The sequence below is a fragment of the Heliomicrobium undosum genome, from assembly GCF_009877425.1.
Classification (GTDB): domain Bacteria; phylum Bacillota; class Desulfitobacteriia; order Heliobacteriales; family Heliobacteriaceae; genus Heliomicrobium; species Heliomicrobium undosum.
Map to the genome: position 1 here is coordinate 1 of NZ_WXEY01000008.1, position 23271 is coordinate 23271.

The 23271-nt window shown below is 58.0% G+C and carries 19 protein-coding genes, 5 tRNA genes and 1 pseudogene; 5 read left to right on the forward strand and 20 right to left on the reverse strand.

Annotated elements, in window-relative coordinates; translation table 11 throughout:
• The first annotated feature begins 90 nt into the window (after nt 1–90).
• The 3 genes from GTO91_RS09040 to GTO91_RS09050 all read left to right on the forward strand — a co-directional run bounded on the left by GTO91_RS09040 (nt 91) and on the right by GTO91_RS09050 (nt 3795).
• The gene (locus tag GTO91_RS09040; RefSeq protein WP_161258088.1) at nt 91–693 is read left to right on the forward strand and encodes a hypothetical protein; all 603 of its coding nucleotides are present in this window, start codon (nt 91–93) and stop codon (nt 691–693) included.
• A 52-nt stretch (nt 694–745) separates the two neighbouring features.
• On the forward strand, nt 746–949 hold the full coding sequence (locus GTO91_RS09045; protein ID WP_161258091.1) for a hypothetical protein: 204 nt from the start codon (nt 746–748) through the stop codon (nt 947–949).
• Nucleotides 950–1020: 71 nt separating this feature from the next.
• Nucleotides 1021–3795, forward strand: coding sequence for a putative amidoligase domain-containing protein (locus GTO91_RS09050; RefSeq protein WP_161258094.1), 2775 nt, complete (start codon nt 1021–1023; stop codon nt 3793–3795).
• Nucleotides 3796–3900: 105 nt separating this feature from the next.
• Here GTO91_RS09050 and GTO91_RS17830 read toward each other — a convergent pair whose 3' ends face one another.
• From GTO91_RS17830 to GTO91_RS09070, 3 genes and pseudogenes are all read right to left on the reverse strand, one after another.
• Nucleotides 3901–5733: a LysM peptidoglycan-binding domain-containing protein gene (locus GTO91_RS17830; RefSeq protein ID WP_207708996.1), complete on the reverse strand. Its 1833-nt coding sequence runs from the start codon at nt 5731–5733 to the stop codon at nt 3901–3903.
• Between the two features lie 384 nt (nt 5734–6117).
• The gene (locus GTO91_RS09065; protein WP_161258097.1) at nt 6118–6759 is read right to left on the reverse strand and encodes a YigZ family protein; all 642 of its coding nucleotides are present in this window, start codon (nt 6757–6759) and stop codon (nt 6118–6120) included.
• Between the two features lie 118 nt (nt 6760–6877).
• Nucleotides 6878–7360, reverse strand: a pseudogene (locus GTO91_RS09070) (VanW family protein); the annotation flags it as partial.
• A gap of 266 nt (nt 7361–7626) precedes the next feature.
• On the opposite strand from GTO91_RS09070, the gene GTO91_RS09075 reads away from it, so the two are divergent.
• Complete coding sequence (locus GTO91_RS09075; protein ID WP_161258100.1) at nt 7627–8094, forward strand: TspO/MBR family protein; 468 nt, start codon at nt 7627–7629, stop codon at nt 8092–8094.
• Between the two features lie 395 nt (nt 8095–8489).
• On the opposite strand, the gene GTO91_RS09080 is transcribed toward GTO91_RS09075, so the two are convergent.
• The 4 genes from GTO91_RS09080 to GTO91_RS09095 form a co-directional block, all read right to left on the reverse strand.
• A complete protein-coding gene (locus tag GTO91_RS09080; protein ID WP_161258102.1) occupies nt 8490–9050 on the reverse strand; it encodes a rubrerythrin family protein in 561 nt (186 codons plus the stop codon).
• 321 nt (nt 9051–9371) lie between these two features.
• Nucleotides 9372–10490, reverse strand: a complete 1119-nt coding sequence (locus GTO91_RS09085) for a two-component system sensor histidine kinase NtrB (RefSeq protein WP_161258105.1) — start codon at nt 10488–10490, stop codon at nt 9372–9374.
• Nucleotides 10491–10657: 167 nt separating this feature from the next.
• A tRNA-Leu gene (locus GTO91_RS09090) sits at nt 10658–10744 on the reverse strand.
• 18 nt (nt 10745–10762) lie between these two features.
• A tRNA-Cys gene (locus GTO91_RS09095) sits at nt 10763–10837 on the reverse strand.
• 72 nt (nt 10838–10909) lie between these two features.
• On the opposite strand from GTO91_RS09095, the gene GTO91_RS09100 reads away from it, so the two are divergent.
• Nucleotides 10910–11149, forward strand: coding sequence for a hypothetical protein (locus GTO91_RS09100; RefSeq protein ID WP_161258108.1), 240 nt, complete (start codon nt 10910–10912; stop codon nt 11147–11149).
• Nucleotides 11150–11242: 93 nt separating this feature from the next.
• Here GTO91_RS09100 and GTO91_RS09105 read toward each other — a convergent pair.
• The 13 genes from GTO91_RS09105 to polA form a co-directional block, all read right to left on the reverse strand.
• Nucleotides 11243–11317: transfer RNA gene (locus GTO91_RS09105), tRNA-Gly, on the reverse strand.
• Between the two features lie 3 nt (nt 11318–11320).
• Nucleotides 11321–11396: transfer RNA gene (locus GTO91_RS09110), tRNA-Phe, on the reverse strand.
• 4 nt (nt 11397–11400) lie between these two features.
• Nucleotides 11401–11477: transfer RNA gene (locus GTO91_RS09115), tRNA-Asp, on the reverse strand.
• A gap of 68 nt (nt 11478–11545) precedes the next feature.
• Entirely contained in the window at nt 11546–12385 is an 840-nt protein-coding gene (speE, locus tag GTO91_RS09120) for a polyamine aminopropyltransferase (RefSeq protein ID WP_161258111.1), read from the reverse strand.
• A gap of 106 nt (nt 12386–12491) precedes the next feature.
• A complete protein-coding gene (locus GTO91_RS09125; RefSeq protein ID WP_161258114.1) occupies nt 12492–12950 on the reverse strand; it encodes a pyruvoyl-dependent arginine decarboxylase in 459 nt (152 codons plus the stop codon).
• A 169-nt stretch (nt 12951–13119) separates the two neighbouring features.
• The gene (locus tag GTO91_RS09130) at nt 13120–14367 is read right to left on the reverse strand and encodes a glycosyltransferase family 2 protein (RefSeq protein WP_161258435.1); all 1248 of its coding nucleotides are present in this window, start codon (nt 14365–14367) and stop codon (nt 13120–13122) included.
• Nucleotides 14368–14561: 194 nt separating this feature from the next.
• Nucleotides 14562–15290: a DUF421 domain-containing protein gene (locus GTO91_RS09135; RefSeq protein WP_161258117.1), complete on the reverse strand. Its 729-nt coding sequence runs from the start codon at nt 15288–15290 to the stop codon at nt 14562–14564.
• A 140-nt stretch (nt 15291–15430) separates the two neighbouring features.
• On the reverse strand, nt 15431–16009 hold the full coding sequence (locus GTO91_RS09140) for a lytic transglycosylase domain-containing protein (RefSeq protein ID WP_161258120.1): 579 nt from the start codon (nt 16007–16009) through the stop codon (nt 15431–15433).
• Nucleotides 15996–16598: a dephospho-CoA kinase gene (gene coaE, locus GTO91_RS09145; RefSeq protein ID WP_161258123.1), complete on the reverse strand. Its 603-nt coding sequence runs from the start codon at nt 16596–16598 to the stop codon at nt 15996–15998. Before coaE ends, GTO91_RS09140 begins: the two co-directional genes overlap by 14 nt.
• A gap of 102 nt (nt 16599–16700) precedes the next feature.
• Nucleotides 16701–17405 carry a manganese efflux pump gene (locus tag GTO91_RS09150; protein WP_161258126.1) on the reverse strand — a complete coding sequence of 235 codons (705 nt, stop codon included), beginning with the start codon at nt 17403–17405 and terminating at the stop codon, nt 16701–16703.
• 135 nt (nt 17406–17540) lie between these two features.
• Nucleotides 17541–19529 carry an ABC-F family ATP-binding cassette domain-containing protein gene (locus tag GTO91_RS09155; RefSeq protein WP_161258129.1) on the reverse strand — a complete coding sequence of 663 codons (1989 nt, stop codon included), beginning with the start codon at nt 19527–19529 and terminating at the stop codon, nt 17541–17543.
• 31 nt (nt 19530–19560) lie between these two features.
• Nucleotides 19561–20394, reverse strand: a complete 834-nt coding sequence (mutM, locus tag GTO91_RS09160; RefSeq protein ID WP_161258132.1) for a DNA-formamidopyrimidine glycosylase — start codon at nt 20392–20394, stop codon at nt 19561–19563.
• Between the two features lie 13 nt (nt 20395–20407).
• Nucleotides 20408–23239: a DNA polymerase I gene (gene polA, locus GTO91_RS09165; protein WP_161258136.1), complete on the reverse strand. Its 2832-nt coding sequence runs from the start codon at nt 23237–23239 to the stop codon at nt 20408–20410.
• Between the last annotated feature and the right edge of the window lie 32 nt (nt 23240–23271).

The following is a 23271-nucleotide window of genomic DNA, read 5'->3' on the forward strand; positions in this document are numbered from 1 at the left end:
GGGATAACGGCTCCTATTGAAAAGAAACCTGGCTAAGGGACATCCCACCCTTTTCACCGGCATATATGGTGAACAAAGGGGGAATGCCCAATGAAATCGCCCGATCATGGCAAATCATGTGATTCCGCATGCCATCAGGCATTCCGGGAACTCATAGTGGCTTTTGCCTCAGAAGAGAAATCCCTAGCGAGCCTGCTCGAAGCCGAAGCGGCCCGGGCGCAGGCTGCCGCCAAAAACGCCCATGTCGGCATCGACCAGTTCATCGAACTGAACCGGAGCATTCGCGAGATCCTCTCGGCACTCCTCAAAAGGGAGGTGCTGATGCAGTTGAAGCTTGACCTCCTGCTTCGCTGGAGCGCAGATACAGACAAACCGGAGGAACAAACGCCCCTTCTCCCGACATCACAGTCACCGCAGGCACCCACCGTCCCCTACGCTTCAGGCCACGTGGTTTCCACTGTCCCTTCCAAAAGCAAACCGCATGATGCCTCTTTTCCTGATGCTTCGTCTCCTGGCGCCTCGCTTTCTGATGCCTCGTTTCCCTATGCCTCATTTCCTTCCGGCGGATTTCCGCCCTCTCTCTTTGCGCAAAGGGCTGATTCTTCCCCGCCGATCGTTGTGCGCTTTTTAGTCGGAAAAAAACGGGTTCGTCTGGCAAAGAAGAAGGATTGGCGCCTTCCTGACAAAGAATAGGGCGGCTATAGCAACCGGGTCATCTCATCCTTTCGTCGAAAGGGGAACAGCCATGGACAAACATACATGGCAATCACTGCTCGATTCTCAACGTCGCCTCTGGGAATCTCTCGTCGAACTGGAGAACGCCCTCGATCAACTTCCTACCGGCGCCGGCGCCTCGGAAACGCAGGCCGAATCCAGCCACCTCCGTTTCCTCCTCGATATCCGCCATGAAAAAATTGCAGCCATTCTTTTCCCCTCCCGCCACGGATAAAGAGCGAACCATTAAATTCCATACGCCGTATCTTAACAGTAAGCAGTGTGGTATGGGAGGTATTATCGTTCATGGTTGCTGAACAACCGCCTCATGAAGGAGAATGCCCTTTCTCCTCTATTGTGAACCCACCCCAGGCCGTGCTCAACGCTCGGGATAAGGAAACGACCATTCGTCTGCTTCAACTCAACCGGCTCCCCTGCCCGGACGTGGTGGAACCGACGCCGGAAACACTGTTTCCGATCCTGGGGCGCACCTACGGCCATCATCAGGGGGAAGATATCCGGGTTGTCGAGGATTATGAGTCCACCCGGGAACAGCCAAGTGATTATTATGTCCAGTTGCTGAACATCAAAGAAGATTACAGGATTTGCATCATCGGTCTGGAAGCGGTGGAGGCCTTCAAGGCGGCGCCGAAGCGCATCCAGAACCTGGAGTATCCGATCCGAACACCCGCTTTCGGCTGGTCCTATGAGGCGATGACCGCTACGGAAGAGATGATCACCCTGGCGGTCCGTTCCATCTACGCCCTGGGGCTGCGCTGGGGGCAAGTCGATCTGGCGCTGAACAACGAGGATCGGCTCGTGGTGCTCGATGTCAACGCCGGCGAAACGCTCCCGGAGGACTGGATCACCCGATACCCCACAGCCGTGCAGCGCCTCGCCTTTGATCTCCAACACGCGCCGCTGTCGTCCGACTTCACCTTGGGCTGTGACGTGGAATTCATGCTCCGTCAGACGCAGACCATGCGCATGCTTCCTGCATCCTTCTTTTGGCCCATGGAGGGTCCCATCGGCTGTGATGACCGGAGCCTGGAGAACACCAACAAGATTTTCCCCCTGGGGGAGATCCGCCCGGAACCATCCAAAGACCCCGACGCCATCATCGCGTCGATGGAACGGATCATGCGGATGGGCACCCAGGCCTGCCCCTACCGGAATGTGCAATGGCTGGCTGGGAGCATGCCTTTTGCCGGATACCAGGTGGGCGGGCATATCCATTTCGGCATCGTGCCCACCCTGGAGATGATCCGGGTGCTCGACAACTACCTGAGCCTCCCCCTCCTCTTTGTCGAACATCCCCAACGTGGTCGCAGACGTCACCGGACCAGACACGGCCAATTGGGCGCTTTCCGCGTTGCACCCCATGGTTTCCAATACATGACGACACCCAGTTGGATCGTCAATCCCGCCACCGCCCGGGCTGTGCTTCATTGGGTCAAAATCATCATCAAAAACTACCGGCTCTGTCTCTCCCGCCCGCTCACTTCGCCTGCTTTGCAGGAGGCTTTCTACAAAGCGAAGACGGATCTTCTCTATGACGACGTGAAAGGGATCCTCGACGAGATCGTCCGCCTCGATGATTTCGCCGAGCACCAGAACATCCTGCTCCCGCTGTTTGAGCAGATCCTGGCCCGCCAGACCTGGGACGACAGTTCCGACCTGCGCGCCGCCTGGGGGATCGCCATCCCCGACAAGTTTTACGCATCACCGGCCTTGGCCTTTTTGAGCGGTCCCCTCCGCTCCTGGCTGGGTGTCGGCAGAGGCGAAGGGCTGACGCTCCGAGCCGGTTCCGCTGTGGCGGAGGCACAGGTGGAGCCGGCGGCAGATCAGGAGAGCATGTATGTGCAGATTTCCCCGGAAACGGCGGAACTGCTGCAACTCCCGTCTTTGGAAAATCAAAACTTCAGTATTCAACGGGACGGCGTCCAGGCGATCCGCCTCGGCCCCTTCCTCGGCATCCTCGGTCCTCGCGCCCAGCATGGCGAACTGTTTTTCGGCAAGCAGACGAAGATCTACCGGCGGATCATCCGCTTGGCCCGAAGCAAGGGGATCTGCGCCTATGTGTTCAACGTGGACAGCATCGTCCCTGGGAAGCGCACCGTCCGCGGGTATGTGTCCACCGGCAGCGAGAACGAACAGTGGATCCCCCATGATTTTCCCATGCCTGACGTGATCTACGACCGCATGTTCGCCGACGAATACGCCGAGGTGCACCGCGCCAACGCGCTGCGCGAACGCCTTCAGTACCACTACAAAATCCCCTTCATCAACCCGCCGTCGCTGTTCAAGATCTCCGGAGATAAGTTGGTCAGCCACCAGGTGTTGCAGCGTTCTCCTGAGATCGCGCCTTATCTTCCGGAGACACAGCCCTTGATCGACGCCGGCCAGGTCCTGGAGATGCTCTTCCGTCATGGCGTCGTCTTCATCAAGCCGGCTGCAGGCTTCAGAGGAAAAGACGTCATCAAACTGCAGTTCGAGCCCGACAACCGTCTCTGCGCCCGTGGTCGGCAACTGGATGAACGGACGGCCTGGAAAGAGGTGTTCAACCCCAACGAGAAAGAATTGGCCGCCTTCATCAAGGAGATCCCCCGCAGCAGCAAGGCCATCATTCAGCAGGGCATCCCGGCCCTGCTCTACCGAGACCGGCCGGTGGAGACGCGATTTTATTACGTCAAAAACAGCAAGGGCGTCTGGCTGCGCTCAGGCCTGGTCGCCCGGGTCGCGCCCGACAACCTCTTCCCGATGAACGCCAACGTGGAATGGGACCTCCTGGCCAGCCGCATCCTTAAAGCGTCCATGGGCGTCGAACGGCGAGAGGCCTTTAAAGAGCGCGCCGACGCCCTCTGCCGGAAAGCGCTCGCCCTTCTGGAAAGCGAGGTGGGCCCCTTCGGAGAACTGGCCATCGACATCATCCCCAGTCGCTCCGATGCGCCCATTATCGTGGAGATCAACGCCAAACCGGACAATTTGTTGCATATGACAGGGGCTTTCCGCCGGCGGAACCTGTGCATTATGCGGCTGTTGGGGTATGCCAAGCGGTTGGCGGGGTTTGGGGAGGAGTAGGCGGGGGGTTAACGTAGAAAAAGCATCCGCTTCAACCCGAGGTTAAGATGGGTTGTGCGGATGCTTTTTCATGTTGTTATCGCTGCGGCGTTCTTTTTTCATTTTTTATCGCGCGCTAATAAACTCCTGCACCCAAGCGCCTTGGTAGTAACCGACGCCAATGGTGTCAAAGTTGGGGCTCAGGATATTGGCGCGGTGACCGGAACTGTTCATCCAGTCGTTCATCACCTGCTGGGCCGTGGTCTGCCCTTTGGCGATGTTTTCGCCGGCATAGCCGTATTGGATGCCGTACTTGTCCATCATGGCGAAGGGAGAACCGTAGGTCGGCGAGGTGTGGCTGAAGTAGTTCTTCTGAATCATGTCGACAGCCTTGTCACGGGCCATCCGGTTCAGGGTGGCGTTGTCGGCGCGGAGCGGCTTCAGACCGGCTTTCGCCCGTTCAGCGTTCACCAGTTGGACAACCTGCTCCGTCACGCTCGACGGTGCAGGAGCAGGTTGGGGCGCCGGCTGAGGGGCCGGCGCTTGGCTGGTTTGGGGAACCTTTAGGACTTGACCGACATAAAGCTGGTTAGCATCCACTCCGGGGTTGGCCTGGAGCAGGCTGTTCAGGGAAACGCCCAGCTTACTGGCGATTTTCCACATGGTGTCCCCGGCAACGACACGGTACTGACCGGCAGACGAAGCGGGGATCTGCAGCGTCTGACCAGGATAAATGGCGCCGGAGGTAAGGTTGTTGGCTTTCATCAGGTCAGTGACCGAAACGCCTTGGCTGCTGGCGATGCGCCACAGGGTGTCGCCGGATTTCACCGTATAGGTGTTGGTGACGCCAGCCACCTGGGTAGCCGGGGTCAGCTTCACATAGGTGGGCGAGTTGGTGACATAGCCTTTCGTGCCACTGGCGGTTTGGACATAGATCCACCAGTTGGGGTTTTTGGTCTGGGAGATTACTTTGACGGTTGTACCCGCCGAAAGGTACTTGATCGAAGAAGCGGTGCTGCTGGCATCGCTCTTCAGATAAGCGCCCTTGATCAGCGTCAGGGTGTCGCCAGGCTGCGCGTAAATCCGTCCCTCAATGCCGCCGGGAGGCGTCGTCGGGGTCGGGGTCGGGGTGGGCGTAGGAGCAGGAGCAGGAGTCGGGGCCGGCGCAGGAGTCGTGGTGGTGCCGCTCGGCATCACGACAGGCTTCTGCGGAGGCAGCACATAGGAAGCGGGGATGACCGGCGGCTTGGCCGTGTGACCGGTGATGGTCTGGCCGGGGGTCCAGGAGCCGGCGGGCAGTACCCTTTGGACGGAGAAGAAGTTGCTGCCGTACCAGTAACGGAAGTCGTTCACGGTGCCGAGAGCCGTGGGCCGTTTGTCCATGGTGTTGATGATCAGCGGCTGACCGTTGACCATGCCCATGAAGATGGCTGCGTGGCTGATATACTTATTGCCGTTGGCGTCAGTGGCGTAGAAGGTGAAGAGGTCGCCGGGAAGGAGCTTTTCCGTCCCTTTGATCGTCCAGTAGCTGCCCTCTTTGGCGGCGTAGACGCCCTGGACCTTCGTCCCAACGGAGCCATACTCGCGAGAGGTCGTGGTGATGTTGAAGCCGAAATCGCTGTAGACCAGCGAGGTGAAGTTCGAGCAGTCAACGATGCCATAGTCCTTGTACCCCTTATAGAGGTGGCCATAGACCGTGTAGCCATGGTCCATGTACCAGACGGCCCGTTCGATCAGTTGGTCAGCTAGGCTGCCCTTGATGCTCTTGTACTGTTCCCGGTACTGGTTGACCCGGGGAACGTCCGTGTTGGTGTAGGTGCTCAGGTACTGGTTGTAGTTGGCGATCGCCTGTTCAGTAGTGAACTTCTGATAGAAGGCGGCTGCCGGGGAGATGGTTCCGGTGAAGAAAATCACGCCGGCCAGCAGGCTGGCGGCAATGGATGCAATCTTCCTTTTCATGTTGCGTCACTCCTTTCGCCAAAAAAATAAAGTCGCTATCGGGATAACGACTTGAAAAAGAAGACGTGTAGGAGTATAACGCACAATCAAGGATGAAGCAACCCATTTTTATTAATTACATAGAATTTCCGGACTTTCCTACATTCTGTAACGCGACAAATAAAGTTATACAGATAGTTTTAACACATCATAATTCTCTCTCAACACGATGAATACTTCTATTATCTCCATCTACTACAGCCGAAAATCTCTATTGCATCACTATCCATGTAATCATATTATTTCAGCACATTCTTGCAAGCAGTGCTCTTATGGCACATCCTAGGCCAACTCACCCTATCCCCGCGCCGTATCCAGCACCGTATCTAGCGTCGTTTCTAGCACCTATCCCCCGTTCACCCTGCTGTCCACATAGACAGCGCCCCGGCGCGACAGTTCGGCGCAGCCCGAGGACCAATCAGCAGCCATTCGTTCTAAGCGCTCCTCCTGCCCCGCCTCTTCCAGGGCGGTCAACGTCACAGCGGCGCCAAACTGGGTCTCCTGGATGCGGTAGCCCCGCAGACGCAATTCCTGTTCGAATTTGCCGTACAAGGCATAGTCGATCTCGATAGCAATAGGGGTGAAGAGCCGCCGTTCGATTACCCCGGCTGCCTCTAACCCCAGGCTAGCGCCCTTGCCGTAGGCGCGGATAAGACCGCCCGCCCCCAATTTGATCCCGCCGAAGTAGCGGGTCACGACAACAACGGTGTCTTTGAGCCCCGTCTTTTTAATCACCTCCAGGATCGGTTTGCCCGCCGTCCCTGAAGGTTCGCCGTCGTCATCGGCTTTCTGCGTTTCGTCTCGCTCTCCACAGACATAAGCGGCGCAGTTATGGGTGGCGTCCCAGTGTTTTTTCCGGATCGCGGCGATGAAAGCCTGGGCGGCTTCGGGCGTCTCTGCCCGATCGACGTAGGCGATAAACCGCGACTTCTCAATCTCATAAACGGCTTCTCCGTAACCGTTCACCGTTCGATATTGTTCCAACATGCTGTCATCCACCTCAAGTAAAAACATACCCTGCTTTGCTCCCCCAGCAAGGGCGAGGCAGCGGCAGAGACCAAGCGCGGACGGACGCCCACTGCCCCACTACCAACCAAGCGCTGGCTCAATACAAAACGCGGCAGCAGTTATGGGCCGCCAATTCCTCTTTACGCAAATCCCCATTAAGGTCTTTGACCATCCGGTAGATCCGGTTCTCCCGGTAGCGTTGCCCTCCTGCTTCGAAAAAGCGATGGTCCCGCTCGATCACCGAGACAGTAAAATCGAGGGGGCTGTCGGCATAGACCTCGCCGACCAGTTCCGTATCGGTCACAAAGATGCGGAAACAGTAGGTCCGGCGGTGGGGGTTTCGAAACTGGAAGTCGATATAGTTGTAGGCGATGGTGGCCCCGCAGGCAAAGGGGATCGTCCGGTTCACATCGGGGAAGTAATCGTAACTGTGGCGGTGACGCTCGACGATCTCCATGTCCAGATGCAGCGCGATCCAGTAGAGCAGGTTGGAAAACTGGCACATGCCTCCGCCGACGCCGGCTTCAACGCCCTGCTCCCGCAGGATCATCCCTTCCTTATATCCCTTGCGGCGTGTCGCCTTGCCGGCGAGAAACCAGCCAGCGGAGGTAGCGTTTCAGCCGGAGCAACCACACCTTGCATTGAAAAAGCAGATCCCCCATCAACGGCTCACTCACTTCGCTCTGGACTTTGGGTCAGGCATCATAATTATCATTTTTGACAGCAGTCGTTCTTTTCCTTTATTTGCTTCCCGATGAACCGCCATCAACGCAGGGATATCCAGAGAAGGGGTTGCGTAAGACTAAGGCAACCCCAAAAAATCACAAGGAAAGGGAGAATGGCACGATGGATCGGCTTTCACCGGTTGCCGTTTTCTTTCTCAACTACGTCGCCTTTACCGCCCTGAGTTGGATTTTTCCGATGGACCGCAAATGGCTCGCATCGCTAGAGAAGCCCTCCTGGTCCCCGCCGGGGATGGTCGTCGGCATGGCCTGGATGATCATCTTCGCCCTCATCTCCCTTGCCGTGGCGCTTCTCTGGGACAAGGTGGGCCTGCGCCGCATCGGCCTCTCCTGGAAGGCTGTCTTTCTCGCCAACTGGTTTTTCAACCAACTCTTCTACATCGGTCAGTCCTTCAGCAGGAACCTCTTCTATTCCTTCCTCGACACGGCGGCCATCGCTGTCACAGCGACCCTGCTGGTCTTTGTATCCTGGCCTTACTCCCGCGCGGCGGCGCTGCTTTTCGCCCCCTACGCCCTCTGGTCATCCTTTGCCACGGCCCTCGCCTGGGCGATTTACCGCCTGAACCGGTGACACAAAAAAAGAGAGGTTCCCCTACGGCGGAACCCTCATTGTTACATGATCATTGTTTTTATTGTCCGGTTTTTAGTCGGTTTCCAACCGTTCTTTCACCATTGTTTCGTCCAGATGCTTCATCTGGTTGTTCGTTCCTTTGTTTCTGCTACATGTTCCGGACCTTGTCTTACACCGCCGGCGTCAGCCATTCCTCCGATTGATGGAGGAGTGAAAGCAGATCGTCTATCTCGTCTTTGGTCAGCAGTTCAGCCCAGATTTTGGGCAATTCCGATGGATCCCAAGCCATCCAACATCCCCTCCAGAAACGAATCGTCACCTGCTACCCTTATTATCGTATCTATTCTATAAATTATTGATGCTTCCTGCTTCTGTCGGAAAAAAATTTTTTCGCTTCATGCGGCGAAGGTGCGGAACTGTTCCTTTTTTGCGCCGCAGATGGGACATACATCAGGGATCCCCTCGACGACGGTGTGACCGCAGATCTGACAGATATGCACCGGCCCCAGCGCCATGTCCATCCCTTTTTCGGCCGATTTTCGCGCCTCTTCAAACAGCCTGGCATGGATCTTCTCCGCCTCAAGGGCGTAGTGGAAGGAACGTTCAGCGCCTTTTTCGTTCTGAAACCGGGACGATTCGAGATAGACGGGATACATCTGCTCAATCTCATGCAACTCGCCGTTGCGGGCGCCGATCAGGTTGTCCACCGTTTTCCCCATTCCGAAGACCGCGCCGGCAGGAACGGTGAAGTCGCCTTTCTGTTCCCGCAATTCCTGAAAATGATTGCGCGCGTGGGCCCACTCGGCATAGGCGATCGCCCGAAAAAGCCGCCCGATGTTGGGCATGTTCTCTTTGTCAGCTACATCAGCCCAGATGGTGTATCGCATATGGGCCATGCTCTCGCCACCGTAGGCGGAGCGCAGGAAGTCGGCGGTCATGGCGTTTTCCAAAGGCATGGGCCATCTCTCCTTCAGCAGCGAAAGTACACCGTCAGTATGGCCCCGGCGAGCTTTTTTAAACAAAAAAACCCCCGACTCTTGAGTACAGAAAGAGCCGGGGATTGCTTTACCTTTGCGGCAAAGCAACTCATTATTGTGCCCACGTACATGTTACCACAATGTACGTTTCCGTACAATCAAAAGTGACAAAATACTGTCAAAATATTGTTTAAACAGCGGAGTCAAAAAAGCCCCGCCGGTCTTTTGGCATTTTTCCAAAAAACTAGCGAGGCCTTTTTTTATTAGCCGTTACATGCGGATAGACTACAAAACTGATTTTTACTGTACAGCCACGGCGCCGGATGAGACAGGACCAGGAAAAAGGACATAAAAGGTTGTTCCCTGAGCGCCTGTTTCAAACTCGATCTTGGCGTTGTGGCGTTCGGCGATGCTGAAGCAGACAGCCAGCCCCAGCCCGGTGCCGCCATCCTTGTTCGTGACGAAAGGCGTCCCCAACCTTTCCGCAATTTCCGGTGATATTCCTTTCCCTTGATCCCGGATTTCCAAGACAGCCTGACCGCTTGCCAGCGTATAGGTCCGAATGGTGAGGCTTTTCCGCTCCTCCATCGCCTCCAGTCCATTTTGTGCGAGGTTGAACAGCATCCGGCCGATCTCTCTTTCATCGACCATCACCATGGGAATATAGTCCAGGGATATTTCCAGATGTTTGTTCTGGCTGAAGGCGCGCGCGTGCAACAATGGGGCCATCTTGTGCACAATCAGATTCAGGTTCTTCAATTCCAACTTTGACGACCGCGTTCTTGCTAGGGAGAGGACCTCAGAAATAATGGCGTTGGCCTGATCCAACTCGTTGATCATCAATTCGAAATGCGGCCAGTCCTCCCGGTAGATCTCCTTCCGTTGGAACAGTTGAAGGAAACCCCGCACCGTTTGCAAGGGGTTCCGGATTTCATGACCGATCCCGCCGGCCATCTGACCGATCAGGCTCAAACGATCCAGCCGGGACAATTCTTTTTCCATCCGGCGTTGGTCAGTAATATCGACTAAGCTCGAAAAAAAACAGTCCTTTCCGTTCAATCTGATCATGGAACCTGAGACAAGACAGATCATTTCTTTTCCCTGCTTTGTCCGCAATCTCGTTTGCACATTCTTGAACGTTCCCTGGATGGAGACGGTTTCTCTTAGCTTCAACAACTCATGGGCATCGATCATCGCCATTTCTAACGGCCGATGGCCAATGACCTCTTCCCGCCGGTAGCCCATGGCTTCTAGCCAGGCATGGTTCACATCAATAAAGGCGCCGTCAACGCTCGATGTGATGGACAGCAACGCTGGGTTGCAATGAAAGGCTATGTTGTAACGCTCCTCCGACAACCCATCGCAACAGATATCGCTTTTTGCTTGCTCTCGCCGCAGTTTCCGCTGTCGAATAAGCATGTTTGATCCCGCCTTACGAAAGAGTACATGCCCATTTTACGGAAAACTGCAGTTTATGTCATGGTGAAAACTGTCGATAATTGCCAGGTAATTGAAATTATTTTTCGTTATTTTTTTATAAAAAACAACCCCAGGAGAGTGCTCCTGAGGTCGTTGCCGCTTACGTATGGTGCCGGTGGCCGGACTCGAACCGGCACGGTCTTGCGACCGAGGGATTTTAAGTCCCTTGCGTCTACCAATTCCGCCACACCGGCAGGTCAATGGCGTATGTCTGGAGGCGGCACCCGGATTCGAACCGGGGAATAAAGGTTTTGCAGACCTTTGCCTTACCACTTGGCGATGCCGCCATAGGTAACTTAAATTTTACCAGCTTCAATGGCCTTTCGTCAAGAGAGACTAAAGTGGAGGAGGTGATTTGCTTGGTCGACTTCTCCACCGACGTGGGTGATATCGTCTATCCCGACGATATCCACCGCCTGGACCGTTATGTGAACCAACTCCGCGACGGCGATGAACTGGTGATCTCCGTCGACGCCAATGACGCTCATCAGACCGATTCCATCCTGACCTTTCTGCGTAAAAACGGGATGAAATTCCACACCGAGGGCTCCCATGACGGAAAAGAGTATTACATCGTCGCCCGGCGCAAGCTTCACTGATTCGCTAGCCGCTGAGACAGCGCGCCGGCGGAGAAAAGCATTCCGGAGAATAGGAACGCCACCCTGCACCGGGGTGGCGATTTCTGATCAATCTGGAGCGGGAAACGAGATTCGAACTCGCGACCCTCGCCTTGGCAAGGCGATGCTCTACCGCTGAGCTATTCCCGCAGGTGGTGCCTCGGGGCGGAATCGAACCACCGACACGAGGATTTTCAGTCCTCTGCTCTACCGACTGAGCTACCGAGGCAAGATGGCGGAGCAGACGGGATTCGAACCCGCGATCTCCAGCGTGACAGGCTGGCATGTTAGGCCTCTACACCACTGCTCCGTGCCGACAAGGGATATTTTATCGTAAATCGCCCTTGCCGTCAATGCTTTTTTGTCTGGAATTTTGTTCTACTCTTTAATCAGGTCCTGCACAAACTTGGGCAGGCAGAAGGCGGCTTTGTGCAGCGCCGGCGTGTAGTAGCGCGTCTCCATTTCGGGGATGGCGCTCACATCAACCGCCTCAGGGTCATACTGCTTGGAACCCATGGTGAAGCTCCAGAGACCGGAAGGATAGGTCGGGATGGAGGCCAGGTATAACTTGGTAACGGGGAAGATGGAACGAATATCCTTAAAAACGCGGCTGATCAGGTCGGCGTTGACGAAGGGGGACTCGGTCTGAGCGACCATGATGCCATCGGGCTTGAGGGCGCGATAAACAGCCTGGTAGAACTCGGCGGCAAAGAGCCCTTCAGCAGGACCGACCGGTTCGGTCGAGTCGACCATGATCACGTCATACTCGTTCTCGTTCTCCTGGATATGTTTCACGCCGTCAGCGACGAGCACCTCGACCTTCGGATGACCGAAGAGAGCCGAGGCGATCTCGGGCAGATACTCCTTCGATGTCTCGATGACGCGGCCGTCGATCTCACAGAGCACAGCTTTTTCCACCTTCGCGTGTTTGACACACTCGCGGATAGCGCCGCCATCGCCGCCGCCGATGATCATCACTTTTTTCGGGTTAGGATGGGTGTTCAGGGCCACATGGCTGATCATCTCATGGTAGACGAATTCATCCTTGATGGTCGTCATGACCATGTTGTCGAGGACAAGCATGCGCCCCCACTGGACCGTGTCGATCATGGCCAGTTCCTGAAAGGGCGTCGTTTCCGTATGGAGGGTCTGGGTGATTTTGCTGCTGTAGCGGAGGTTGGGCGTCTGCTCTTCTGTATACCAAAAACCGGAGGACATGCGGTCATTGCCCCTTTCCAATCGATTCGCAGGCGATTCGCTCAGGCGAAGCCAGAAGAAAGAAATCACCTGCCGCTTGCGGGCAGGTGAAGGAAGTCGAAACGGTTTAGTACCAAAGGGGAGCGGCGGCGAAGGCGCAGCCGATCTTCTCCACCGTGTGGTCAACGGCTTGGACCTTGATCTCCTTCAGTTCCATGCCCCGCACCTCAAAGGCTTCCTGAACCATGCGGGTGATGCGGGCTTCCGCCTCTTCTTTGGTGAACTTGCCCGTCAGTTCCATGATGACGCCAAAGCTGTCCGGTGATACGCCAACAGCGATGGCCGCCGCGATGGTCTCACCGGGGATGTCGGATACGATGGAGCCGTAAGCGGTCGGCACAAGGGCGCCATAGGGGATCTTCATGCCGGGCGTATACTCGCACTCGGGAGGCAGGATACTGCTAACCCGGACCAGGTTTACATTGCCGATCCCGGCTTTTAACAGGGCGTTGTCGAACGCCGTCAGTTTGCTTTTCCCTTCCGCAGCAGCCGCTGTGATAAAAAACTTCTTCGGCACGGGCAGCATAAGCATACCTCCAATGATTGTTTTTAATGTGGTCGCAAACCTCGTTTATTATACCAGACAGGCAGAAAAAATAAACAATAATTTTGCATTAAAATTGAAGGCAAGGAAAGCCTGCGCCTCCCTTGCCTCGGAACGGTTTCTTACCCTTTATTTGCGCCCTGCGGGCGGATTACTTGATCACCTCGTTGTAGGAGAGACCGCGCGTATGCAGGGTGTGGCTCCATTCCCGCTTGTTGCGGTGCCAGAAGCCGAGGAAGACGATGGGCACCCAACTGTAGACGAAGACGGGATAGACGAGGATCCACTTCCAGGCGCGCCGGTCGACCTTGTCCAACATGAGGGCGACAAGGGGCATGGCGAACTGAATGTAGGAAAGGAACATCCAAACCTGCTGGTGGATGGTCGAACTGAACAACTGGGTAAAGCTGAGGCTGATCGGCTCAACGACGCTGAGGATCATGAACAGGGAGACCAGCACGACCAGCGCCGGCTGAAAGAGATGCAATGCGCCGTCGAGCATGGAGAAGTTGCCTGTCGTGAGACCGCGCCAGAACAGTTTGGGGAAGTAGCGGAAAAAGATGTCGACGTGGCCCTGGGCCCAGCGCTTGCGCTGCCGCCAGGACTGCATGAAGGTCAGCGGCTTCTCGTCATAGATGACGGCCTCATGGCTCCAGGAGGTCTTGATGCCATTCATCAGCGCCTTCATGGAGAACTCCATATCCTCGACCAGGGAGGTGGCGCCCCAGCCGTATTCACGGAGCAGGTTGGTCGAGATACACATCCCAGTGCCGCCGAGCAGGTTGGAGAGGCCCAGGTTGTACCGCGCCAACTGGAGCAACCGGTTGGTGTGCCAGAAGGCGATGGAGAAGGTGGCCGTCACCCAGGTGTCAAAGGGGTTTTTCGAGTCGATGTAACACTGGACGATTTGGTGGCCTTCCACCATTTTTTTGTTCATTTCCATCAGAAAATTGGGCTTGACCAGGTTGTCGGCGTCAAAGATGCAGATGCCGTCAAAGTGGCGCTCCATGCGGAAGATCTTCTCAAACATCCACTCCAGCGCATAGCCTTTGCCCCGCTGTTGGCGGTTGAACCGCTCATAGACCTGAGCGCCGGCGTCGCGCGCGATGGCCGCCGTCCGGTCGGTGCAATTGTCGGCGACGATGAAAATCTCGTAGAGTTCTTTGGGGTAGTCGAGGTTCTTCAGGTTCTCCACCAGGGGACCGATGACGAATTCCTCATTATGGGCGGCCACGACAAGGGCAAAGGTCTTTTCCGGCGACGCCGGCGGCCCTTCCTTCTTCCTCCAGAAGCCGAAGACGGACAGGGTCATGTAGTAGACGGTGCAGAACACGATCAGCAGTTGTAACGGAACCATAATGAAGTCGTACTTCTGGGCAAACAGAGTCTCCCATAACATCAAGGGTCAACTCTCTCCTTTCTCTGCCCTCACTGAGGGAAGAGGGTCTCTTGCAACAGATTATGGAAAAACCATCGACCATCCAAAGGTAATTGTACCGAAAACTAGACCCAACCGTCAATGATTGTTATGTAAGGGCGATAAAACCCTTCTGACAGCATCCCTCCCTTTCCCGGCAAATGCCCTTTTCTGACTTAGGGACTTAACTGCGCCGCCTTTGGTTTTTGACCGTAGACAGGCGCTTTCTGACAGATATAGAACTCTCCCTTTGAGTCCAGGGAAGCGAAGAAAACCTGATCGACCGCAGTGACTCCATGTTTTTGCAGTTCTTTGATCAACCACTCCTCATCCAACTGGATGGATTGCAGGTTGCGACGATCCACTTTCCCGTCGAGGATCAGCGGTGTGGGCAAACCCTCATAGGCCGTGGGAATTTGCAGGTCCTCGGCGTTGACGGGACGCTTTTGCGATTTGGGGATGACGCTAAGCTTGCCCGACGTTTCCAGGATGGCAAACTCCACATCGTTGATGTTATACACGTCTTTTTCGCGCAATTGGGCCAGCAGGTCATTCAGGTTGTAACGGGTCCGCCGCATCTCCCCCTCCAAGAGGCGCCCATTTTCGATGATCACCGTCGGCGAACCGTTTAGCCAGTCGCGGGCGACGGGCGATTTCATGGAGAGGTAAGAGAAGCCCACTTCGGCAAGCACCAGCACACCGATCGGAATCAGTCCGTGGAGCAGGGGTATGGAAGGGTCCTCCATCGGGATAGCGGCCAATTCAGCGATCATGATGGCGACCACCAGATCAACAGGCGACAGCTTCCCGATCTCCCGCTTGCCCATGATCCGCATGATGACCAGCACGGAAAAATAAACGATGAGGGCTCTCAAGATGATGACCAACACTTCTTGCAGTTCCATAGGCGCACCCCCGTCTATTCAAACCCCTATTATTATGACCTTGTAGGATGCGAATATGAACGGCGAAGCGCGCCAACACCGGCAATGATTGCCCCTTTCGGATAAACCAGCGCATCCACCGCCGGAGCGGCGAAAACACCCTAATCGTAGAGTTGATGATACATGGAGTAATCGTGAAGGACGCCCTTGACGTAGGCTCGCGTTTCCGGAAAGGGGATCAATTCCAGGGTCTGTTCCTTGCCTGTCCATTTTTGTTCCCGAAGCCACTGGCGCACGTTCCCCCTGCCGCCGTTGTAGGCGGCGATGGTCAAGGGTATGTTTCCGTAAAACTCCTGTTTCAGGTTAGCCAGGTACCAGCACCCCATGCGGATGTTAGTCTCCGGATCATGCAACATCTCCGGCGTATAACCGCGCAGGGGGATCTGTCCGGCGATCCACTCGGCCGTCTGGGGCATCAGTTGCATCAAACCCCTGGCGCCCCGTTCGCTCTCGGCCCAGGGCAAAAATTTGCTCTCCCGGCGAATGATCGCCGTCACCAGATAGGGATCCATCTGGTATTCGGAAGCGTATTTCATGATCAGTGCCTTATGGGGAACAGGGTAGAAAATTTTCTGCACCCAAGGGCTGTACCAGAGGAGGTTGCCCACAACGGCCAGGAAGAGGACGGCGAGAGCCAAGCGGGGGATGGATAGCGCCCTGATCGGTTCAATCCGCTTCACGAGCGGCCTCCTTCCACAGCCCTTCAACCTGTTTCAACATGTCAGGCAGGGGTTGGCCCGCATCGATGATCCGGTCGGCCCGCTTGATTTTTTCATCGAGCGGCATCTGGGCGGACATGCGCGCCCTGGCTGCGTCCTCATCGAGGTTGTCCCGCTCCATGACGCGGCGGACCTGGGTCGCCTCGTCGACGACAACCACCCAGACCTCGTCGGCCATCGTCTCCATTCCAGCCTCAAACAACAGGGGCACATCGAGGACGGCCACCTTTGACCCTTGCCGGGCCAGTTGAGCCAGTTCCCGTTGAAATCGCTCGTTCACCCGGGGATGGACGATCCCGTTCAGGCGCGCGCGCGCCTCCGGGTCGGCAAAGACGATTCGCCCCAAGGCAGCCCGGTCAAGGGCGCCGTCAGGGCGGAAAACAGCGGGACCGAAGGCGCTCTGAATATCCCTCCAGGCCGGTTCTCCCGGCTCTACAACCTCACGGGCCACCACGTCGGCATCGATGACAGCGGCGCCCAACCTGCGCAGGCAGGCAGCCACCGTCGTCTTCCCAGTGGCAATGCCCCCGGTCAAACCGATTACTTTCACTAGGCTGCCTCCATTTCCATATTTATGCATCGAACGTATGATTTAGACAGAAAAGTCTCCGGCTCTCTCTCGTTTTTCTCTTCGGGCCGGGACACAGCGTTGTCAAGAAATGATCTTGGCAAAACCGAGCCCCATCAGCACCAATCCCGCGCCATAAGCAAGCCAGGTTCCACCGGCCCAGCGGGCCTGCATCCGGCCAAAGTAGAGGCCGGAACAGACGAAGACAAGTTGGGTCAGGGCGACCACCGGCGGCGCATAGAGCGGCAAAGCGCCCACCATGGAAGCGCCAAAACCGGCGGCGATAGCGTCCATGTTCAGCGCCAAGCCGAGGAGCAAGGCCTCCTGCGGTCCCAGTTCGCCCGAATGATCCAGGTCCGCCTGGGTCGGTTCGCGCAGGACCTGGATGACCAGTCCGAAGGGCCGCAGGGTGATGGACAGCACCTCTTCCGCTTTCACCTCCAGCGTTTCACCAACTGCCATCGCGATTGCCGGCGCCGTGGCGGTGGCCTCCGCTCCCGATCCCAGGTTTTCTTGTGAACGGTCTTCCCTGGCGACATTGAACAGTTGAAACAGGCCTAACAGGATCAGGATGCCGCCGCCCAGCCTGCCGGCCCACTCGCCGGGGATCAGCACCGTCAACCCCCGACCGGCGAGAAGGGCGAGCGCCATAGCCAGGGCGGAACAGAGGCAGATCACGAACAAGGAGCCCAAGGGAACGCGGATGCGCTTGATCCCGTAAGCGACACCGGCCCCGAATCCGTCCAAACTCAAGGCGATCGCCAACCCCAACAATGACCATGCTGCCAAGATGGGTCCCTCCCGGGTTGAACTTTTCCCGATATACTATGCGGTCCTGGGAAAAGGTCCACTGAAAGGGACTAAAGGGCTGAAGCCGGATTCCACTGACTCAGTTGGGTTCCGGCGACAGGTTCCGTGGCGAAACTACATCGATTCGACAACTGCCTCCCATTGGGCGTAGGCGTCAGCCAGTTCCTGGCGAACCTGTTCGTACTCCTCCTGGGTGCGGCGAGCCTGCTCTCCGTCCCGGTAAGTGCTTTCATCCGCCAAGGCTTCCGTCAGGGTTTGCAGCCGTTCCTCCAGACGGGTGATGCGGGATTCGGCCTCCTTCAAGGCCTGTTCCCGTTTCCAGGGATTGGTGATCTTCGCCCCTCCGGATCTGGCGGCCCCGCCGGAAGCGCCTGTGGAACCGCTGTTACTACGGGCGCCGCTGTTGACGGTCGTCTGCCCATCGCTCCGCCCCTGCGATGACGTCATCGTGGCGCGCTGGGCCGCTTCTTTTATCGCCGCTTCCCGTTCGGCCTTCTTGGCCCGGTAGTCGGAGTAATTGCCCAGATACTGGGTAAAACGCCCATCGGCCAGTTCCAGCACCCGGTCGGCCAGTCGATCCAGGAAAAAACGGTCGTGGGAGATGACGAGGAGGGTGCCCGGAAAATCAGCCAACGCCTCTTCGAGGGCTTCCTTGGCGCCGATGTCCAGGTTGTTCGTCGGTTCGTCGAGTAGGAGGAGGTTGGCGCCCGTCAAAAACAACTGGGCCAGGACGAGGCGGCTCTTTTCGCCGCCGCTCAGCACGCCGACCGTCTTAAACACATCGTCGCCCCGGAACAGGAAGCGCCCCAAGAGAGTGCGGGCCTGTTCCTCCGTCATGGGCCGCATGCCCCGGATCGCCTCCAGCAGCGTGTCGTTGCCGTTGAGGTGTTCCTGCTCCTGGGCGTAGTAGGCCGGCTTGACGCGGAGGCCAAAGATGACATCGCCGCCGGCCGGCGGCAGTTCGCCGAGGAGGATGCGAAAAAGCGAGGTCTTCCCTGCGCCGTTTTTGCCGAGGATGGCGATGCACTCGCCCCGCTTGACCGTCAAGTCAAGGCTTGAAAAAAGCGGCCTTCCTGGGTAGGCGGCAGCCAGATCGCGGAGGACCAGTACCTGCTCGGCGCTGGAGGTCTGGGGGACAAACTTAAGATCCTGGAGGCTCATGCTCTCCACCGGCTGGGCGATCCGCTCCCGCCGGGCGAGCAGCGTTTCCCGTCCCCTCGCCTGCTTGGCGTTGACGCCGGCCTTGTTGCGCCGGATGTATTCCTCGATGCGGGCGATCTCCGCCTGGTCCTTCGCATAGGCGCGTCTTTGCGCCAGCAACGCTTCTTCGCGGAGTTGCAAGAAGCGGGAGTAATTCCCGGGGTAGACATCGAGGCTGCCCCGTTCCAGGTGGAAGATGCGACCGCAAATTTTATCGAGAAAGTACCGGTCATGGGAGATGACCAGGACAGCGCCCCGGTAGTCGCGCAGGTAGTCTTCGAGCCACTCGGTGGCGGCGATGTCAAGGTGGTTGGTCGGCTCATCGAGCATGAGCAGGTCATAGGGGCGCAGGAGCAGGCGGGCCAGGGCGAGCCGCGTCTTCTGGCCGCCGCTGAGCACCTCTGCCGGCAGGGAAAAGTCATCCTCGCCGAAGCCTAGCCCGCGGAGGACGGAGCGGACCTTGGCCTCGGCGCCGTAGCCGCCCCCCTCTTCGTAGCGGTGGATAAGGTCGGCGTACTCTGCCATGACCTTTTCCAGCGCCTTCTCGTCTGCCAGGGTCTCAGGGCGCTCCATCTCCTGTTCGAGGCGGCTGATCTCGGCGCGCATGGCCAGGATGTCGGCCAGTTCCTCCAAGGCCGCCGAGAAGACCGTCTGCCCCGCCGGCGGGGTGCGCACCTGCTGCAGGTAGCCGACACGGACGCCCTGGGTCCAACTGAGGATGCCTTCCGAAGGCTCCTCCGAACCGGTGAGCGCGCGAAAGAGGCTCGTCTTCCCCGCTCCGTTGGGTCCGACGAGACCCACCTTGTCCCCCTCATGGATGATGAAGGTGACATTCTCGAAAATGCGACGGACCCCGTAATTGAGGGCCAGGTTTTTGCTCTGTATGATAATCCGGTTGCTCATTCTTTCCATTTTCCCTTTTATTTTTTGGCGCTTATTTTTGACAGCGCGGGCAGAAATGGGTGCTCCGCCCGGCGCGCTTTTCCCGAACGATCTCGCCGCCGCAGCGGCGGCAGGGGTTGCGTTCCCGACCGTACGCCCACAGCTTTTCCTGGAACTCGCCCTTGCGCCCTTCGCCGTCGACATAATCACGGAAGGATGTTCCCTTGGCGTCGATGCCCTCTTGGAGGACGGTCCGGATGCAGTCATAGAGCCGGCGGCTTTCCTCGTCGTCAAGGGCGTCGGCCGTCCGGTCGGGGTGGAGCCCGGCCCGGGCGAGGGCCTCATCGGCATAGATGTTCCCCAGCCCCGCCAGGAAGGACTGATCGAGCAGCAGCGGTTTCAGTTTGGTCTTCCGCTTGGCAAGGGCGTTGCGAAAATCAGGGAAGGAAAAGTCCTCGGCCAGCGGTTCAGGACCGAGACGCCCCTTCCCCGGCTGTTGCAAGGCCGCTGCTGTCGCCATCAGGGTCAGCGTGCCGAACTGGCGCACATCGGTGTAGCGAAGCAGACTGCCGTCATCGAGGAAGAAGACGGCGTGGGTGTGGGCCGGCTCCGGCGCTCCCCGTTCCTCGGGTCGGAGGTGGATGAGCCGGCCGGTCATGCGCAGGTGAATGACAAGGGTCTCATCGCCGTCGAGGTGAAGCAACAGATACTTCCCCCGCCGCCCCAGTTCGATGATCCGCCGCCCCCCGAGGGCGTCGGTGAAAAGCGTGCCCGGCAGGGCAATGGCGATCTTGGGCAGGCGCAGTTCGACCTTTTCGATGGTCAGCCCGGTGATGCGGCCGGCCAGGCTGCGGCGAACGGTTTCCACTTCCGGCAGTTCGGGCATGATCATCCTCCGTTTATTGATAGGGTTTCATCTCATACCAGTTCGGTCCCGTCTTCACGTCGACGGTGAGCGGCACGTCGAGGCGGATCGTCTGTTCCATCGTATCCCGAATCAGCGCGGCGGCCTCGGAGAGTTCCTCCATAGGCGCCTCAAAGATCAGTTCGTCATGGACCTGCAGCAGCATGCGGGTCTTGAATCCTCGGGCTGCAAGCAGTCCGGGGATTCGCACCATGGCCGCCTTGATGATGTCAGCGGCGGTCCCCTGGATGGGCGTGTTCATGGCCGCCCGCTCGCCGAAGTTCTGGCGGATCTTGTTTTTGACGAAGAGATCGGGCAACCGGCGCCGGCGTCCCAGCAGGGTCGTCACATAACCCTGGCGGCGCGCCTCGGCGATGATCTCGTCGATATAGCCCTTGACGCCGCTGTAACGGTCAAAGTAGCCGTCGATGTACTGGCGGGCTTCGGCGCGAAGCACGCCCAGATCGCGGCTGAGACCGAAGTCGCTGATGCCGTAGACGATGCCGAAGTTGACGGCCTTGGCGCGACGGCGCATCTCGCGGGTCACGTTCTCCATGGGCACGCCGAAGACCTCGCTGGCTGTGCGGGTATGGATGTCCTGGTTCTTGGCAAAGGCGTCCTTGAAGGAGGGATCGCCCGACAGGTGAGCCAGGATGCGCAGTTCGATCTGAGAGTAGTCGGCGGCCAGCAGGGTCCAGTCATCGCCGGGGGCCGTAAAGGCCTTGCGGATGCGGCGACCCTGTTCGAGCCGGACCGGTATGTTCTGCAGGTTCGGTTCTGTCGACGAGAGGCGTCCCGTCGCCGTCACCGCCTGGTTGAAGCTGGTGTGGATGCGTCGGTCTTCGCCGTCGATCAGGGGAAGCAGTCCCTCCACATAGGTCGACTTGAGCTTCATCAATTGGCGGTATTCGAGCACCTTGGGCACGATGGGGTGCCGGTCGGCCAGTTCCTCAAGAACCTCCACGTCGGTGGAATAGCCGGTCTTCGTTTTTTTGATCACCGGCAAGCCGAGCTTTTCAAAGAGGATTTTGCCAAACTGCTGTGTCGAGTTGATGTTGAAGGTCTCTCCGGCGAGATCGTAGATGTCCGCCTGCAACCGGTGGATGTCAGCGCCCAGTTCGCCGGCCATCTCCTGGAGAACGGAAGGATTGACCTTGACGCCGGCCCACTCCATGGCGCCCAGGAGCGGCGCCAGCGGAAGCTCCACATCCCGGTAGAGGGAACTCAACCCCTCTTCGCCGAGTCGAGCCTCCATGGCCGGGGTCATGTGAAAGAGTGCGGCGGCGGAGCGAGCCGCTTCCTCCGGCGGAAGAACGCTCCGGCCGGCATCGGCGTCGACTTTCCACCCGATCCAGTCGTGTGCCGTTCTGGCCAGGCTGTAGCTGTTGGCGAGCGGGTCGAGCAGGTAGGCGCCGATCAGCCCGTCGCCATCTATGCCTTCGATGACCGTTTCCTCCCGGCGGGCCAGCAGCCAGAGCGACTTGACGTCGAAAAAGAGCTTGCGATGGTCCTTCGATGTCCAAAAGGGCCGCGTAGCGGCAAAGATCGCGCCAGGCCGGTCGATGACCCAGACGCGCGGCAGGGCGGGAAGGGCGTCCTTGCCTGCGGCGAGGACGAGTTGCTTCAATTCGCCGGTCCGCGGCGAACCCTCCCAGGCGGCCAGCACCGCCGTCCGGCAACCGGGCTCGGCGCCAATTTGCATCAGTTCCGTCAGCATTGCACCGATGGTGGTCTCATCCTCCACGGCGGTGTATTCCACCGCGAGGGGCGCCTCTACGTCCACTTGGACCGACTGAGCGGGTCTGACCGCCTGTCCGTCGCCAGGTTTGTCACCCTCTGCGGCAGAGAACCGGCCGGCGTCACCACCGGCGGTTCCGGCAGCACTCACCGGATCGACGGCGCTGCCGGCTTTCCCATCCAATCGGGCAAAGAGGCTGCCGCCTTCGGCCCCGCCATCGGCTTCATCACCGGGGAGGTGGCGAAGGAGGCTGCGGAACTCCAAGTCCTTGTAAAGGCCGCGCAACGCCGCGAAGTCGGGCGACGCCGCCCGGCAAGCCTCCCAGTCCGGGTTGAGGGGGATATCGCACTTGATCGTCGCCAGTTCTTTAGAAAGGAAAGCCTGTTCGCGGTGGGTCGCCAGCTTTTCCTTCAGTTTCCCTTTAACCTCATCGAGCCGTTCGTAGAGGCTGTCCATGTCGCCGAACTGTTCCAGCAGTTTGAAGGCCGTCTTCTCCCCCACCCCCGGCACACCGGGGATGTTGTCGGAGGCGTCCCCCATGAGACCTTTCCAATCGATGACCTGCCGGGGGGTCAAACCGATCTTCTCTTTCAGCGCTTCCTCATCATAGCGTTCGAGCTCGCTGATCCCTTTGCGGGTGAAGAGCACCTCCACGCCGGGCGAAATCAACTGCCAGGCGTCCCGGTCGCCGGTGACGATCAGGCTGTAGATGCCCTGTTCCTTGGCTAGGCAGACGAGGGCGCCGATCAGATCGTCCGCTTCATAGCCCCCCTCTTCGAAAAGAGGAATGCCCCAGGCGGCGAGGACCTCCTTGAGCAGGCCGAACTGGGGGCGCAGTTCCTCCGGCGTCGCCCCCCGCTGGGCCTTGTAGGCTTCATATCTCTGCGTCCGGAAGGTGATGCGGCTCTTGTCCAAACAGACGGCAAGAAAATCCGGTTTATAGTCCCGGCGCAGCCGTTCCAGCATTGTCAAAAATCCGTAGACGGCGTTGGTGTGAACGCCTTGAGAAGTGGACATGGGAGGCAGCGCGTAAAAAGCCCGGTGAAGCAGACTGCTGCCGTCGATCACCATGAAAACAGCATTGCGCACAGGTTCGGTGCTCCTTTAATCACATTCTGAGT